Origin of the sequence: Thermosynechococcus sp. (assembly GCF_025999095.1) — a bacterium.
GTDB lineage: Bacteria > Cyanobacteriota > Cyanobacteriia > Thermosynechococcales > Thermosynechococcaceae > Thermosynechococcus.
Window position 1 is genome coordinate 1,296,641 of sequence record NZ_AP024678.1, and the last position, 14,151, is coordinate 1,310,791.

Annotated in this window: 14 protein-coding genes and 2 pseudogenes; 4 read left to right on the forward strand and 12 right to left on the reverse strand. The window is 55.1% G+C overall.

Features of this window, described 5'->3' with window-relative positions; genetic code table 11:
• Nucleotides 1-6: 6 nt before the first annotated feature.
• From Q0W94_RS06320 to Q0W94_RS06330, 3 genes are read right to left on the reverse strand one after another with little or no spacing between them, the layout of a single operon-like run.
• Nucleotides 7-669 (reverse strand): SDR family oxidoreductase, encoded by a 663-nt coding sequence (locus Q0W94_RS06320; protein WP_297756825.1) that lies wholly within the window; start codon nucleotides 667-669, stop codon nucleotides 7-9.
• Between the two features lie 30 nt (nucleotides 670-699).
• On the reverse strand, nucleotides 700-1,221 hold the full coding sequence (locus Q0W94_RS06325; RefSeq protein ID WP_297756828.1) for a hypothetical protein: 522 nt from the start codon (nucleotides 1,219-1,221) through the stop codon (nucleotides 700-702).
• Nucleotides 1,221-1,841, reverse strand: a complete 621-nt coding sequence (locus Q0W94_RS06330) for a flavin prenyltransferase UbiX (protein ID WP_297756829.1) — start codon at nucleotides 1,839-1,841, stop codon at nucleotides 1,221-1,223. Before Q0W94_RS06330 ends, Q0W94_RS06325 begins: the two co-directional genes overlap by 1 nt.
• Nucleotides 1,842-1,944: 103 nt before the next feature.
• Between Q0W94_RS06330 and Q0W94_RS06335 the strand changes: the two genes are divergently transcribed.
• Nucleotides 1,945-2,448, forward strand: coding sequence for a hypothetical protein (locus Q0W94_RS06335; RefSeq protein WP_297756831.1), 504 nt, complete (start codon nucleotides 1,945-1,947; stop codon nucleotides 2,446-2,448).
• On the opposite strand, the gene Q0W94_RS06340 is transcribed toward Q0W94_RS06335, so the two are convergent.
• The 3 genes and pseudogenes from Q0W94_RS06340 to cysH form a co-directional block, all read right to left on the reverse strand.
• Nucleotides 2,442-3,311, reverse strand: a complete 870-nt coding sequence (locus Q0W94_RS06340) for a polysaccharide deacetylase family protein (RefSeq protein ID WP_297756833.1) — start codon at nucleotides 3,309-3,311, stop codon at nucleotides 2,442-2,444. The two genes, Q0W94_RS06335 and Q0W94_RS06340, sit on opposite strands and share 7 nt — an antisense overlap.
• 24 nt (nucleotides 3,312-3,335) lie before the next feature.
• Nucleotides 3,336-4,223, reverse strand: a complete 888-nt coding sequence (gene glyQ / locus Q0W94_RS06345) for a glycine--tRNA ligase subunit alpha (RefSeq protein ID WP_297756835.1) — start codon at nucleotides 4,221-4,223, stop codon at nucleotides 3,336-3,338.
• A 4-nt stretch (nucleotides 4,224-4,227) separates the two neighbouring features.
• Nucleotides 4,228-4,939: pseudogene (gene cysH / locus Q0W94_RS12275) on the reverse strand (phosphoadenosine phosphosulfate reductase).
• Between the two features lie 292 nt (nucleotides 4,940-5,231).
• Between cysH and Q0W94_RS06360 the strand changes: the two are divergent.
• Nucleotides 5,232-5,357 carry a hypothetical protein gene (locus tag Q0W94_RS06360; RefSeq protein ID WP_297756840.1) on the forward strand — a complete coding sequence of 42 codons (126 nt, stop codon included), beginning with the start codon at nucleotides 5,232-5,234 and terminating at the stop codon, nucleotides 5,355-5,357.
• 127 nt (nucleotides 5,358-5,484) lie between these two features.
• On the opposite strand, the gene Q0W94_RS06365 is transcribed toward Q0W94_RS06360, so the two are convergent.
• Together Q0W94_RS06365 and Q0W94_RS06370 are read right to left on the reverse strand one after the other, a co-directional pair.
• The gene (locus Q0W94_RS06365) at nucleotides 5,485-6,189 is read right to left on the reverse strand and encodes a YggS family pyridoxal phosphate-dependent enzyme (protein ID WP_297756841.1); all 705 of its coding nucleotides are present in this window, start codon (nucleotides 6,187-6,189) and stop codon (nucleotides 5,485-5,487) included.
• Nucleotides 6,190-6,457: 268 nt separating this feature from the next.
• Entirely contained in the window at nucleotides 6,458-7,396 is a 939-nt protein-coding gene (locus Q0W94_RS06370; protein WP_297756843.1) for a DNA double-strand break repair nuclease NurA, read from the reverse strand.
• A gap of 373 nt (nucleotides 7,397-7,769) precedes the next feature.
• Between Q0W94_RS06370 and dxr the strand changes: the two genes are divergently transcribed.
• Together dxr and Q0W94_RS06380 are read left to right on the forward strand one after the other, a co-directional pair.
• Nucleotides 7,770-8,957: a 1-deoxy-D-xylulose-5-phosphate reductoisomerase gene (dxr, locus tag Q0W94_RS06375; RefSeq protein ID WP_297756845.1), complete on the forward strand. Its 1,188-nt coding sequence runs from the start codon at nucleotides 7,770-7,772 to the stop codon at nucleotides 8,955-8,957.
• Nucleotides 8,958-8,998: 41 nt separating this feature from the next.
• A complete protein-coding gene (locus tag Q0W94_RS06380) occupies nucleotides 8,999-10,207 on the forward strand; it encodes a 4-hydroxy-3-methylbut-2-enyl diphosphate reductase (protein ID WP_297756847.1) in 1,209 nt (402 codons plus the stop codon).
• Here the strand turns inward: Q0W94_RS06380 and rlmB are convergent.
• From rlmB to Q0W94_RS06400, 4 genes and pseudogenes are all read right to left on the reverse strand, one after another.
• Entirely contained in the window at nucleotides 10,204-11,091 is an 888-nt protein-coding gene (gene rlmB / locus Q0W94_RS06385) for a 23S rRNA (guanosine(2251)-2'-O)-methyltransferase RlmB (RefSeq protein ID WP_297756849.1), read from the reverse strand. The genes Q0W94_RS06380 and rlmB overlap by 4 nt on opposite strands.
• 27 nt (nucleotides 11,092-11,118) lie before the next feature.
• Nucleotides 11,119-11,397: an META domain-containing protein gene (locus Q0W94_RS06390; protein ID WP_297756851.1), complete on the reverse strand. Its 279-nt coding sequence runs from the start codon at nucleotides 11,395-11,397 to the stop codon at nucleotides 11,119-11,121.
• A 113-nt stretch (nucleotides 11,398-11,510) separates the two neighbouring features.
• A pseudogene (locus Q0W94_RS12280) lies at nucleotides 11,511-12,404 on the reverse strand (META domain-containing protein); the annotation flags it as partial.
• A 77-nt stretch (nucleotides 12,405-12,481) separates the two neighbouring features.
• Nucleotides 12,482-14,041: a glycoside hydrolase family 3 N-terminal domain-containing protein gene (locus Q0W94_RS06400; RefSeq protein ID WP_297756853.1), complete on the reverse strand. Its 1,560-nt coding sequence runs from the start codon at nucleotides 14,039-14,041 to the stop codon at nucleotides 12,482-12,484.
• Between the last annotated feature and the right edge of the window lie 110 nt (nucleotides 14,042-14,151).

The window sequence follows — 14,151 nt, forward strand, 5'->3', positions numbered from 1 at the left end:
TTATCCTCACACCGCCGCCACTGAGCGGAATAACTCTCGATAAGCCACTGGCGTCTGATCGGGACGGCTCACCACCTCAAAGATTTTGTTGTAGGCACTTGGCTCGCCCAAGGCTGCCACACAGATTTCTGCCACCCGCGATCGCGGGATACTGCCCTCAAAGAGGGTATCTGGTGGGGCAATGATCGGAAAGCCACCGTCATCGGTTTCCTTCAGACCCCCTGGCCGCACAATCGTGTAAGTTAGACCGCTTTGTTGGAGATAACGTTCTGCCTGCTGCTTCCAATACAAAATCAGCCAAAAAAGATTCAGGGGATGGAAAAATTGTGAGACACACAGCGACGAGACAAGAATAAACTGCTGTACGTGGGCGGCTTTGGCGGCATCCACGAGATGTTTGGTGCCCAGATAATCGACACTTAGGGGTTCTAGGGGGTTAAGGCTAGGGCTAGCGCCCGTGGCACAGATCACTGCCTCGCAATCCTTAAGGGCTGGGGGAAGGGTCGGGGGTTGGGTGACATCGGCGGTACGAATCTCGACCGTTGGCCACCGCCCTCGGGCTTTGGCGGGGTTACGCACAACGGCGATCGCCTGATGCTCAGATGATTGTAGGGCACTCACAATTCGCTGACCGGTGCGGCCTGTGGCACCAACCACTGCAACCTTCACAAGCGATTCCTCCGCTGGCAACGCCTACGATCATAGGGGAATATCCCAGTCTGCTTCATCCTCAGGGGGAGCGTCTTTGGGGGGCGGCGGCGTCAGAATGCGGTATTCAGCGTCCACAACTTGAGGGGGAGGCGGTGGGGTTTTGGCAGTCGCTTTGCGGGAAGGACGATATTGATAGGAGTAGGTTGTGGGGGGGCGATCTTGAATGTCTGGTTCGCGGGGGGCTGGCTCTGGCTCGCTAAACCAATCCTCGACATCGCTGGTATCCATCTCTGGCTCATCCTGCGGCGGCCGCATCGAGGCATCCAGTTCAGGTTCAGGGGCTGGCGATCGCGGGGTTGGCCGCGCTGTTGGGGCTTGCGCTTCTAGGGTGAGCCAGAGTAAACACTGGCCAGCCACGATCCCTGCAAGGGCGGCCACCACAATCCAAGCGGCAAGGGGAAGCGCCGGGGTTTGCTGTCCTAAAAAGCGCAGGGAGACCAGCGGCTGCCAATTTTGCACCATTAAGATCGCCAGCAGGGCGATCGCCCCCAAGTAAATCCAAGCACGCATTAGGAAAGGGGTCCTTGCCAACGTTGCAGCGGCACACAATCCAACCCTAACTGATCAAGGGCACGGGCGATCACAAAATCCACTAAATCCTCAATGGTCTGTGGCCGGTGATACCACGCAGGGATGGCGGGTACAATGCGCGCCCCAGCCATTGCCAATTGGGTCAGGTTTTGCAGGTGAATTAGACTAAAGGGGGTCTCGCGGGGCACCAGCACCAGCGGTCGGTGTTCCTTGAGGTGGACATCCGCCACCCGCTCCAGGAGATCGGAACTCAGGCCTGCGGCCAACTTCGCCACCGTACTCATACTACAGGGCAGAATCACCATACCCAATGTGGGAAAGGAACCGCTGGCGATCGCCGCTGCCACATCTGTTGGCCGATGACAGGTGAGGCAACCTTCCCAAACTTGGGCCTGTTCGCGCCAAAACAGTTCCTGCTTATCGGGCTGAAGCGGCAGGGTGAGGCCATATTCTGCCCGCCACACTTGATGCGCGGCCTTCGATGCCACAAGTTGAATAGGATAGTTGGCTTGTAATAGAAATTTAATGGCGCGCACTGCGTAAATGAGACCAGACGCACCCGTTACACCCAACACAATTGGCAAAGAAGAGGAGGTCACAACCGCAATCACCAAACAAAACCGTTATAAGGTTAACAAAGTTGGGGCAACTGCCCCCTTTTCATGATCTGCAATCTCCCCCAACAGGACTTGGTAAATGTCCATGACAGCTCCTGATCCTCTATTTTGTTCCCCCAGTGAGTGGGCAGTCGTCTCTCCCGAAGTGCTCGGGGAGTTGTTTGATGCGGCCTTGTTGGAGGGACTCGTGAGTAGTGAAACCCCAGACTTAGAAGCCCTGTTTCAGGATTTGACCCCCCTGGAGCTCAAACCCGCAGCGATCGCCCCCGAGCAGTGGCAACATCTGCAAGCTCAGCACCAGCAAATTACCCAGCACCTTGAGGAAACCCTGACGTACCTTGCCAAGGTGAAAGCCTTGGCCTATCAGCTTCAGGCCGTGGCCAGTGAGTTTGTGCCCACCCCGAAGTATCGGCGCCGTCAACCGCCCCCTCCCCATCCCTTGGAATATCTCACGGCTGAACTCCTGCGGGCGATCGCTGCCACTCAAGCCAGCTTAGAACCAATCTATGCGCCCCTAAATCAACTGGGGGAGACCCTCAATGGTACCTCGACGCCACAGATTAATGAATTTCCCCTAGAGCCTCAGTGAGGGAGCATCGATCGTGGCTGCCATTGCCGTTCACTGCGACTAGGGGAGCTAGGCGTCAACTCAGGCGTGGGCAGACCTTCTGGGGTCGGTGTTGGAGTAATTGTAGGTTGAGGGGTCGGTGTCGGTTCAGGCTTTGGTGGGGGAGCTTTCACTGCCAGTTGCAGCAGTTCCGGCACAGTGACAAAGCGATAGCCCTTTTGCCGCAGGCGGCGAATTAGTGTGGGGAGGGCCCTGCGGGTCGTGGCGCGATCGCCCCCACCATCGTGGAGCAAAATAATACTACCCGGTTTCACTGCCTTGAGGGTGCGCTCAACAATGTCCGCTGCGGTGGTGTTGGAGCGGCTGTCATGGGCATCCACCGACCACATGATGATGGCATAGTTTTTCGACTTGGCATAGTCCACTAGCCCCGTGGTCAAATTGCCCCCCGGTGGCCGAAAAAGGCGCGTTTGGGCTTGGCTTTGCTTGGCAATTAAGGCAGAGGTGTTTTCAATTTCCTGCTTGGCTACCTTAGGGTCAACGGGTTGGTAGGGATGACTCCAACTATGGTTGCCAACGGCATGACCCGCTTTGACAATCTCAGCAATGAGATCGGGATACATGAGGGCGTGCTTGCCCAGGATAAAAAATGTGGCCTTGACCTCCTCCTCCTTCAGGATTTGCAGCACTTGGCGAGTTGAGGCTCCCCAAGGGCCATCATCAAAGGTGAGGGCCACCACTTTTTCGGGTTTCAGGGGTTTGACCTGATAGACCAACTGCCCCCAAAACTTGCTGGGACTAACAAAGTGCGGCCCATCCGCTGCCAGTGTTGCCGCTGCCGCAAACACGGTCAAGATCACCAACAGGTGCCACTGCCGTCCCATGGATGCTCCTTAGAAAAGGGTGACTTAGGGGGCGATCGCTGCTGGCTCCTTCAGCAGTGGAAACCCCAGAGCTTCCCGTTGTTGGACATAGGCTTGGGCGACGCACCGGGCCAACCCGCGAATGCGACCAATATAGCGCGTGCGCTCTGCCACCGAAATGACGCCACGGGCATCCAGCAGGTTAAATGTGTGGGAACACTTGAGCACATAGTCCAAGCTGGGCAAGACCAACTGCTTTTCCAGAAGCTGCTCCGCCTCCTGCTGGTAGAGACTAAAAAGGGTGAACAATCGTTCCGGGTCGGCGGCTTCAAAGTTGTAGGTGGATTGCTCAATTTCCCCTTGCAAATGGACATCGCCATAGGTGAGGGTAGAGTTCCATCGGATACTGGCGATCGCATCCACCTCCTGGAGGTACATTGTCAACCGTTCTAGGCCGTAGGTAATCTCAATGGAGACCGGCCGGCAATCCAAACCGCCACACTGCTGGAAGTAGGTAAACTGCGTCACTTCCATGCCATCTAGCCACACCTCCCAGCCTACGCCCCACGCGCCGACGGCAGCATCCTCCCAGTTGTCTTCGACAAAGCGAATGTCATGCTCTTGGGGGCGAATGCCCAGGGCGCGCAGTGACTCCAAATAGATCTCTTGGATATTATCGGGAGAGGGCTTAATCAGCACTTGGTACTGGTAGTAGTACTGATAGCGGTTGGGATTCTGGCCATAGCGGCCATCCGCCGGTCGCCGACAGGGTTCGACATAGGCCACTGCCCAAGGTTCAGGTCCGAGGGCGCGCAAAAAGGTATGGGGGCTTTTGGTACCGGCGCCTTTTTCCACATCGTAGGGCTGAGCAATCAGGCATCCCTGAGCTGCCCAAAATTGGTGCAGTGTTGCAATAACATCCTGAAAGTACATGGGCTTAGATGTGAATCCCGCACTCGGTTTTGCCCATGCCGCGCCAGCGACCTGCCCGTTCATCTTCGCCATCGGCGATAGGGGTGGTGAGGGGTTCATCGCCAATGCTGGCATAGCCGCGATCGTGGAGGGGATTGTAAATCACTCCGTGCTCCATCACATAGGCCCAAGTTTGTTTACGGGTCCAAGCAGCAAGGGGATTAATTTTCAGACGACCCTCTTTGTCCAGTTCCACATAGGGCATATTGGCACGGGTGAGCGCTTGATCGCGACGCCGTCCTGTAATCCAAGCCACCGTATTCAGTTCTGCCAAGCCCCGTTGTAGCGGTTCAATTTTAGTGAGATGGTGAAACTGCTCAACATTGGTTTCCCAAAGCTTGTCGCCATAGCGGGCAGCAAAGGCTCTCGCGGCTATCCACATCGGGGGTTTTGTAGGTGTGCAAATCCAAGCCGTATTTTTCCTGGGCCTGCTGCACAAATGCTAGGGTCTCGGCAAAGTGATGCAGTGTGTCCAAAAAGAGAACGGGCACCGGCGGCTGGGGGCACAGATCACGGTAGAGCAGGTCTGTAATCACCATGTCATCTACGTTAAAGGCACTGGTCTGCACCAACCCTTGGGGAATTTCCGTGACGGCCCATGCCAAAATGTCACGAGGGTGTGCCCCTTCAAAGCGTTGGTTGAGGGCATCGAGGTCAAAGCTTAGGGATGCGGCCATAGGCGGTGTTAGCACGGTTTTAGAAGGCATCCTTTAGCTTAGCAAAGAATTGGGGCTAAGGACCCGCCCTGTTACGCACGACCAACGGTCTAAGGGACAGCTTTATTTTTCTTTGTTTTGTGATAAAGTGCTGCCCTGTTAATCAGAGGAGCCAAGTCCCTCTGAAAGTCTAACAGCAACCTCTAGACTGAGCAGATCTCGGTGTGTGGTGGCATCTAAGCACTGCCGTCTACACCCGCCCTTTACTGCCGGCCTACCATCAAGCAGGCAAGCTCATCATGTCCATTGGCCAATGCCACCTGATGAATTTATTGCCCTCTCCGCGGCGGAGCGTCGGGTCTATCTGCTGCTGGGCATCACTGTCAAAATCGGCCTTGGTAGCAAAGAGGTGGCCTACCTTGCTCTCGGCTGGTCCTAAGCTGCGGGAGTCACCACTGATTCTGAGTATGACAATCAACACTGTGATGGCTTTGAACTTTGGTCGCCGGGCAGTTTTCTTTTTTCACCACTGGAGACGATTTCAGAACCAATCCCTTGCAAGGGCATTACTCCTGCCGAATTGCTAACGCCGATTGGCGATCGCCAAAAATAGCCGTACCAATGCGCACCATCGTTGCGCCGGCCTGCACCGCCAGGGGATAGTCTTGGGTCATCCCCATCGAATACTCCTGCCACTGGAGTTGCTGCCAGGGTTTTGTGCTCAGTTCCTCACCCCAAGCCCGCAATTCCTGAAATACTTGTAACTGTTCTGAGGGGGGCAGCCCCAAGGGCAGAATGGTCATCAGACCACAACAGCGCAGATGGGAGAGAGCATCGAGTTGGGGGAGGGCTGGCCTGCCAGCTGCCGATCTTTCCCAGCCGTATTTTTGGGGGTCGGGGCGGAGCTTCACCTGCAAAAGACAGCGGGGACTGGCTGCCCCCATCTCCTTGAGGAGGGTATCGATCCGCTCGGCCAACTTCCAGCGGTCAATGGTGTGGATCCAGTCAAAGAGTTGCAGCGCCTGCCGCACTTTATTGGTTTGTAAATGGCCAATCAGGTGCCATGTAATATCCGTGAGGTCGGCCAATTCAGCGCGTTTGCTGGCAGCTTCCTGCACGCGACTTTCGCCAAAATCCCGAATGCCGGCCTCATAGGCAGCACGAATCGCCGCCGCTGGCATAAACTTGCTGACGGCAATCAGGCGGACCTGGGGGGGCAGCGTTGATTTGAGGTGGCTGGCGCGATCGCGAATTTCAGCAGGGGATAACACAGACAATTTGCAAGCAAGGATACTTTGCATTGATCGTAAAACCCTGTTGCGAAAAGTGAAACCACAGCAAAATGCTCAGGCCTCTAGACACTGGGCGCCCCACAGCCTACACCAGCAGCAAGCAGGAACCCCCAGGCTGGTGGTAAAACTTTGGCAACGATACAAGCGACGCAGAGGCCAACGCCGCCAGGACCCCCTGGCCATGGCGTGACCACTGCAGGCGATACACCTGAGCCAAAGCAAAAACGAAGGGTGTTAAGGCGGGGTTTTAACGCCGCTGCTGTTTACTCACCCACTTACGGTTAAAGTGCAGTTTAATGCCCGTGTCCTCTGCCCAGACTTGTAATTGCTTGAGGAACGCCTGGCGATCGCTCCCCTGGAGAACGGCCACTTGATCCGCCGTTTCTAGGGCATAGGGATAGCCTTGACCGGTAATGAGTTCCCCACAAACCCAAGAAATCACCGACGGCAGCAGTCCCGCGTCGTAGATCCACAGGGGAAATTCGAGGCGCACCGGATACCCTTGATGGGCCTTGAGATAGCAAAAGCCAATCCCGTGTGCCCAATGACCATAACTCTCAAGAATGCCACCGCGATCGCAGATAAACAGGGGGGAGCGATCGCCCCACTCGGTTAACACTGAATTAAATAATTGCGCATCTGAAAGATAAGGATTGGGTTCTAAACGCTGAAGATGGGCTAGGAGGGTAACCACATCCCGTGCCTTTGACTGATCAATATAGGCAACCACAGGAATGGAGCATTCCTTGCTTGCGCTCAGGGTTTTACACACAGCATTCACATACTCGCTTTGCCATTCAGGGGCATAGGACTCTGCGAAGGTGGCCACAAAAGAACCATCAAACAATAGCAAGGCAGACCCCTTGACCTCGGCCATCCGTTGCTGCAGGGTCTTTAACTCCAGTTGAAAGCGACGCAGATGAATATAGCGTTCTTGAAAACGATAAGTTTGGGGTTGTCTCAGCCGTTGTTCTGCTTGCTGGAGTTCCGCCGGCGTAATCAGCTCAAGAACCACATCCTTTACATAATTTACATCATAAGAATCAGGGGAATGGGGGTTAAGAAACCAACCTGCCTGCACGACGCCCACTGGCAAGTGGATCTCTTCCGTTGGCACAATCTGGGAACCATCTACACCAACAACAGTAACATTCAGCAATTGTGCCTTGGCCCAATCCAAAGCCATCTGTCGACAAGACCATTTCACCCCCAGGGGAAGCCGCCAGCTCTGCTGCCAAGGTTCAATGGGGCGCGCACCCCAACTGCTAGTTTTAGAATCAACAGCCCCGTTGATTTCTGCTATTGTCTTTGCTTGCCAGTGTTGCAGAGCTGTCTGATAGATTTTGTACACCTTTTTAATCTCTTTTCCATAGTCAAGAAAGTCGGCCTTTTTTTGATTTAGCTGCTGCACCAATTGAGAAGCAGGTAACACCATAGCAAAAGGCATACCAAGAAACATCTGTTGCTATTCTCAGAGAAACTGGCATACAAGTACAGCGTTTGCCTTGTGTCCCCTCCTGCGGTAGATATTAAGGTGTCCACTGACCCTCCCCAATACTGTGAAGGCACTCAATCTCCTCGGCTCCACTGGCTCTATTGGTACGCAAACCCTTGACATTGTTGCCCAATATCCCGATCGCTTTCGCGTGGTTGGCCTTGCTGCTGGGCGCAACCTAGGGCGACTGATTCCCCAAATTCGCCAATTTCAGCCGGAGATTGTCAGTATTGCCGATCCTGAACAACTGCCGGAGCTAGAGGCGGCATTGGCTGATCTGCCCCAAAAACCACAACTAGTGGCAGGTGAAGCGGGTATTGCAGCGGTGGCCGCCTATGGAGATGCCGAGGTTGTCGTCACGGGCATTGTCGGCTGTGCCGGTCTGGTGCCGACGATCGCCGCCATTAAAGCGGGCAAGGATATTGCCTTAGCCAATAAGGAAACCCTGATTGCCGGTGGCCCGGTGGTCTTGCCGTTGCTTCAGGAGTACGGTGTCAAGCTGCTGCCTGCTGATTCTGAGCACTCCGCTATTTTTCAGTGTTTGCAGGGGGTGCCCGAAGGCGGACTGCGGAAAATCATTCTCACAGCCTCAGGAGGCGCCTTTCGCGATTGGCCAGTGGAGAAACTCGCCCAGGTGACGGTGGCCGATGCCCTCAAACATCCCAACTGGTCGATGGGGCCAAAAATTACCGTGGACTCGGCAACCTTGATGAATAAAGGCCTAGAGGTGATTGAGGCCCATTACCTCTTTGGCATGGACTACGACAATATCGAGATTGTCATCCATCCCCAAAGTATTATTCACTCCCTGATTGAGTTGCAGGATACCTCCGTGCTGGCGCAGTTGGGCTGGCCGGACATGCGCTTGCCCCTGTTATATGCCCTCGCCTGGCCCGAGCGCATCCCCACCAATTGGTCGCCCTTAGACTTAGTGAAGGCGGGGGATTTGACCTTCCGATCGCCCGATCACCAAAAGTATCCCTGTATGGGATTGGCCTATGCGGCTGGTCGTGCTGGCGGGGCCATGCCGGCAGTCCTCAACGCCGCCAACGAACAGGCGGTAGCCCTCTTTATTGCCGAGGCGATTTCATTCCTTGAGATTCCCCGCCTCATTGAGATGGCCTGCGATCGCTACTCTGCGCAAAACATCACTAACCCCACCCTAGAGGATATTTTGGCCGCCGATCGCTGGGCGCGGCAGACGGTGCAGGAGTTAGCCCAACGGGGCGTCAGCCCCATGGTTGCCCTTTAGAGTGTGTCAAAATACCATCAGATTGCCTCAGAGGAGAACCCATGGATACCCGCGCATTCAAGCGATCGCTACATAGTTCCGAAAACTACCACCGCAAGGGCTTTGGCCACGGCGAGGCAGTGAACCAGCAGCTCCAAGGGGAGTATCAAAGTTCTCTGATTCAGCAAATCCGCGCCAATGGCTACCGCTGGCAGCAGGGGGATGTGACGATTCGCTTGGCGGAGGCCTTTGGCTTTTGTTGGGGGGTTGAACGGGCCGTTGCCCTGGCCTATGAAACCCGCACCCACTTTCCTACAGAGCGCATTTGGATCACCAATGAAATTATCCATAACCCCTCCGTGAATGAGCGCCTACGGCAAATGGCCGTGGAATTTATCCCCGTTGTGAATGGAGTAAAGGACTTTAGTCAGGTGCGCCCAGGGGATGTGGTGATTTTACCGGCCTTTGGTGCCAGTGTCCAAGAAATGCAACTACTCAATGAGCGCGGCTGCACGATTGTGGATACCACCTGCCCATGGGTCTCGAAGGTGTGGCACAGTGTGGAGAAGCACAAAAAGGTGAGTTTCACCTCGATCATTCACGGTAAATACAACCACGAGGAAACCATTGCCACCAGTTCCTTTGCCGGCACGTATCTGATTGTGCTCAACCTAGAGGAAGCCCGCTATGTCTGCGATTACATCCGCCAGGGGGGCGATCGCGCCGCATTTATCGCCAAGTTTGCCAAGGCCTGTTCCCCTGGCTTTGACCCCGATCGCGATCTAGTGCGGGTTGGCATTGCCAACCAAACAACGATGCTCAAGGGGGAAACAGAGCAAATCGGCAAACTCTTTGAGCACACGATGATCCAAAAATACGGGCCCGATCGCCTCAATGAACACTTTATGAGCTTCAATACGATTTGCGATGCCACCCAGGAACGCCAAGATGCGATGCTGAATTTGGTCAAGGAACCCTTGGATCTAATGGTGGTAATAGGTGGCTACAACTCCTCAAATACCACCCACCTCCAAGAAATTGCCATTGAGCATGGAATTCCTTCCTACCACATTGATTCTGCCGATCGCATTGGGCCGGGAAATCGCATTGAGCACAAGCCCCTACATCAGAATCCCACCGTGGCTGAAAACTGGCTGCCCGATCGCCCGCTCACGATTGGCATTACCTCCGGTGCCTCCACCCCCGATAAGGTGGTTGAGGAGGTTCTCAATAAAATTTTTGCCCTGCGGTCTGTGGCAACGGTGTCCTAGCCCTGTCGTCCCTGGGTCAGATCCCAAGCGGGCGATCGCTGACAACTGATCTCGTAGAGGGCAATCCCCACTGCCACTGAGGCATTGAGGCTATTAGTGCGCCCTGCCAAGGGAATGGCGACAATTTCATCGCAATGCTTTTGCGTTTGCAGGCTAATCCCTTCCCCTTCACTGCCAACCACAAAAACGGTGGGGCGATCAAAGGTGATTTTCGGTAGGGGCACAGCGCCGCGCTCCGAGAGGCCATAGATCCAATAGCCCGCTGCCTTCAGGGTTTCAAGGGCTTGGTTGAGGTTGATCACCCGTGCCACCGGTAAATACTCCAAGGCGCCTGCGGCTGCTTTGGCCACGGTTGCGGTAATACCCACTGCCCGTCGTTGGGGAATAATCACCCCCTGCATCCCTAGGGCCTCTGCAGTGCGGATCATGGCACCAAGATTTTGCGGATCCGTAATGCCATCAGCAGCCAATAGCACCGGTTGATTTACGGTTGCAGCCTTGGCCAACAGATCCTCAAGGGACCAATAGTTATAGGCAGCCACCTGAATGGCGATCCCCTGATGTCGTCCCCGCTGGCAGAGTTGATCGAGGCGCTCCGGAGTGACGGTATCAATAATTGCTCCCTGCTGTTTGGCCTCATTCAAGCGTTGATGAAAACGCGGATCGTAGCGCAGCGAAGGAATCACCCAAATACGGTTGCAGGGACGGCCACTTTCAAGGGCTGAGAGCACCGCATGGCGACCATAGAGGAGTTCGGGGGCATCCTCCACCGGGGCAGTTGGGGGTGCCTTCTGAGTTGGTTTGGCTGGAGTGCGTCGCTGGGGGCGAGGAGGGCGGGTCGTTGTCGGGCGATTTTTTTGGCGGGGACGAGGTTTCTCGGTCATGAAGAGTCACTAAATGGCAGATCTTCCCTAGGGTGTTCGCTGAAACATCGCAAGGGGGCGATCGCCATCATAGAACGTCAATGTATTTCCCTCAATGCGGTAGCGGTTCGTTTGCGCCAGGTTCTGCAAAAACGACATCTCTATCCTTTGTGCCCATGGACCCATACAGGCGCGCCGCGTTGTCGCAACTGCTGAAAACCGCAATTGCTGGGCATTGACACTGTAGCCACTGGTAAAGTGATTACAGCCACTGAAACCTGTTGCTTGCTGGCCATTGGGATCAAACTCAATAAAGACGGTATCCATGGGATGACGCGGTGGCAGCGGCCACTGAGGGGACTTGCAGTCGCACCCGCTTCAAAGGTCAACAATAGGCGATTCCCCTCAAAAAGTTGCAGGGTATTTCCTTGAATACGGTAGCGGTTCGTGCGGTTAAGGCCCTGTAGCATCTGGGTTTCCACACTCTGAAGCTGTTCTTGGCCACAGCGACGTTGGCTGGTGGCTAAGGGGGCAAAAAGGAGACGTGGGCCGTTGGCGATGTAGCCACCATTAAAATCATTACAGCCAGTAAAGCCATTGGCACGGCGGTTGGCACTCTCAAACTCAATGAAGGCGGTATCCACTGGCACGGCTTCATTGGCGATGCGTCTGAGACGCCACCGCTGACCGCTAAGGCTGAGGTCCGGACCGCTGAGGCTCAGGTCGGGAGGGTTATTCCCCGTTGCTTGTGTGGAAACGGCCACCGGCACTAAGCGCGGCAGAGGCAGTGGTCCTCCTTCAAGGCGATAGGTCACGGTACTGATGCGACTGGGGCAACAGAGGGGATCGTTGGGGTGATAGCGGGCAAAGTCTGCGGTGAAGGTGCTATCACTTTGGAACTTGACCTTGCCAAGGAACGAGCCATCGGCACGGGAATCCATGAGATTTGGCGATAATGTCCCCAAGTAACGTCCCCGGGCAAAAACAAAGGCCTGATACCCCATTGGGCGACACATACCATCAAAACTAGTATTACCAAGAATAATTTCCACATGCTGATGGCGAATGGGTGTGCCCACCAGATACCAGCCCCGCTGTTGGATCAGGCGATCGGCCATGGATTGGGGAGAACGCAGTGTGCTGCGACAGCGGTTCAACTCACTGGCATCCGGATTGCCCCGCGGGGGAATTAGGAGAGGAAGGCTGGGATTCCAGTTACGCAGCGGTTGATCGAGCCAAGACTGGGGAGCGGCAAAACTCATGGGGGCGATCGCTAGGGTTGTGGCAACTGTGTAGAGAGTCGCCAAGCCAACCACCGTAGGAAACTTCATCATGGCACCAAATCCTAGGGGGGTCTCTCTAGGGACGTGAAAGCAGTATAGGGGTTCCCTGTGGATTGCCTCACAAAAGATCAAGAAACCTTTAGTAAGTATGCCAGCGCCAGACCTTGGGCAATGCTGTAGTGTCCATAGCTAAAGACGCGGGGCACCTCGAGGTGAAGCCACTGGGTTATCTCCCGGTAGGCATAGGGACTACCATAGACCACCAGACCCGCCAGTTGATTTTGGGTTTGCAGTTGTTCCAGGGTGGCGATCGCTGGCGCACTTAAACCCGCTTTGCCGCGGAAAGGATTGCCGCGACTAAACACCTGCACTAAGGTCGGCGCCTTGGGCAAGGCCTCAATCATCGTCAGGGGTGTTTGCTGATCAATCACCAGTCGTTGGCTAAATCCCCAAGTGGGAGGTAGGGTGAGGGCTGGAGAGGTACGGCTTAAAAAACTCGCCTGGAGGGCATCATCCACAATCAGACAATTGACCCCAGAGGTCACTGCTGGCAAGGCGGGGCCGGCACGCTCAAGACTCTCTTGGGCAATAGTGGTGGCCACCTCAACTGCTGGTGTGGTTTGGAAATAGTCCAACTGCAATGCCAAGGGCTGAAGGCGATCCTTGGCAGCTTGGATGCGGGCTACGGCAGCCTGAATGCGTTCAGAAGGAATCCGCCCTGACTCAACGGCAGCAACCACTGCTTCAATCGCTGCTGGGGGATCTGCGGGCATGAGCAAAATATCGGCACCGGCTTCTACGGCTTTGACGGCGGCTTCGGCGGTACCGTAGGCGTTGGCGATCGCCCCCATGACGAGGGCATCGGTGACAATTAGCCCCCTGAACCCCATCTCTTGGCGCAAAATTCCCGTGAGAATTGGGGGAGACAGGGTGGCGGGCCGCTCGGCATCCAAGGCAGGTAGGTGGACATGGGCACTCATGACGGCATCCACCCCTGCAGCAATGGCAGCAGTAAAGGGCGGCCATTCAATGGCTTGCAGGCGATCGCGATCGTGGGGCAGCACGGGTAGCTCTAAATGGGAATCCGTTGCCGTATCCCCATGGCCGGGAAAATGTTTTGCCGTTGTTAGCACTGGATGGGTACGCGCCCCTTGGATGAAAGCGGTTGCCAGAGCACTCACAATGTCTGGCTCCTCGCCAAAGGCACGCACATTAATCACTGGGTTCGCGGGATTGTTATTCACATCCACCACTGGGGCAAGCACCCAATTTAACCCAATGGCTAAAGCCTCAGCTGCGGTGTGGGCTCCCATTGCCCTAGCAAGCTCAACCGCCCGTTGTGGATTCTTTTTGGCAATCGCTCTCAAAGCCGCCGGCGGCGGAAATTGCGTCGCACCACTGAAGCGTTGGCCGACCCCCTCCTCAATATCCGCTGCAAGTAATAGTGGAATCGTCGCCCAAGATTGAAGCTGCTGACAGCGTTCTGCCACTTCGACGGCACTGCCCCCCAAGAGAATCACCCCCCCTACTCCCCAGTCTTTAATCCAGTGTTTTAGGGTATTTTGAGGTGGTTCCCAAGCGGGATATTCAATCTGGCGATCGTAAAGATAACCACTGGCTCGCACAACCACCATTTGCGCCACCTGTGAGCGCAGGGAAAGATCAGAAAGAGGGGGAATAAATGTCATGGGTGAAATCTCATTTAGAACAGAATTTAACAAATCAATAACTTCCTTATTCAGGATATAAAAAATTGTCTCAAACTCTCTCAGGCAACGGGTCTGATTTTTTATACTAA

What these genes read in the sequence shown, in the direction of transcription:
- Q0W94_RS06325 (WP_297756828.1), bottom strand. Translation starts at nt 1,221, where the DNA reads ATGCGTGCTTGGATTTACTTGGGGGCGATCGCCCTGCTGGCGATCTTA.
- Q0W94_RS06335 (WP_297756831.1), top strand. Translation starts at nt 1,945, where the DNA reads ATGACAGCTCCTGATCCTCTATTTTGTTCCCCCAGTGAGTGGGCAGTC.
- Q0W94_RS06340 (WP_297756833.1), bottom strand. Translation starts at nt 3,311, where the DNA reads ATGGGACGGCAGTGGCACCTGTTGGTGATCTTGACCGTGTTTGCGGCA.
- glyQ (WP_297756835.1), bottom strand. Translation starts at nt 4,223, where the DNA reads ATGTACTTTCAGGATGTTATTGCAACACTGCACCAATTTTGGGCAGCT.
- Q0W94_RS06360 (WP_297756840.1), top strand. Translation starts at nt 5,232, where the DNA reads ATGCCACCTGATGAATTTATTGCCCTCTCCGCGGCGGAGCGTCGGGTC.
- Q0W94_RS06370 (WP_297756843.1), bottom strand. Translation starts at nt 7,396, where the DNA reads ATGGCTTTGGATTGGGCCAAGGCACAATTGCTGAATGTTACTGTTGTT.
- Q0W94_RS06380 (WP_297756847.1), top strand. Translation starts at nt 8,999, where the DNA reads ATGGATACCCGCGCATTCAAGCGATCGCTACATAGTTCCGAAAACTAC.
- rlmB (WP_297756849.1), bottom strand. Translation starts at nt 11,091, where the DNA reads ATGACCGAGAAACCTCGTCCCCGCCAAAAAAATCGCCCGACAACGACC.
- Q0W94_RS06390 (WP_297756851.1), bottom strand. Translation starts at nt 11,397, where the DNA reads ATGGATACCGTCTTTATTGAGTTTGATCCCAATGGCCAGCAAGCAACA.
- Q0W94_RS06400 (WP_297756853.1), bottom strand. Translation starts at nt 14,041, where the DNA reads ATGACATTTATTCCCCCTCTTTCTGATCTTTCCCTGCGCTCACAGGTG.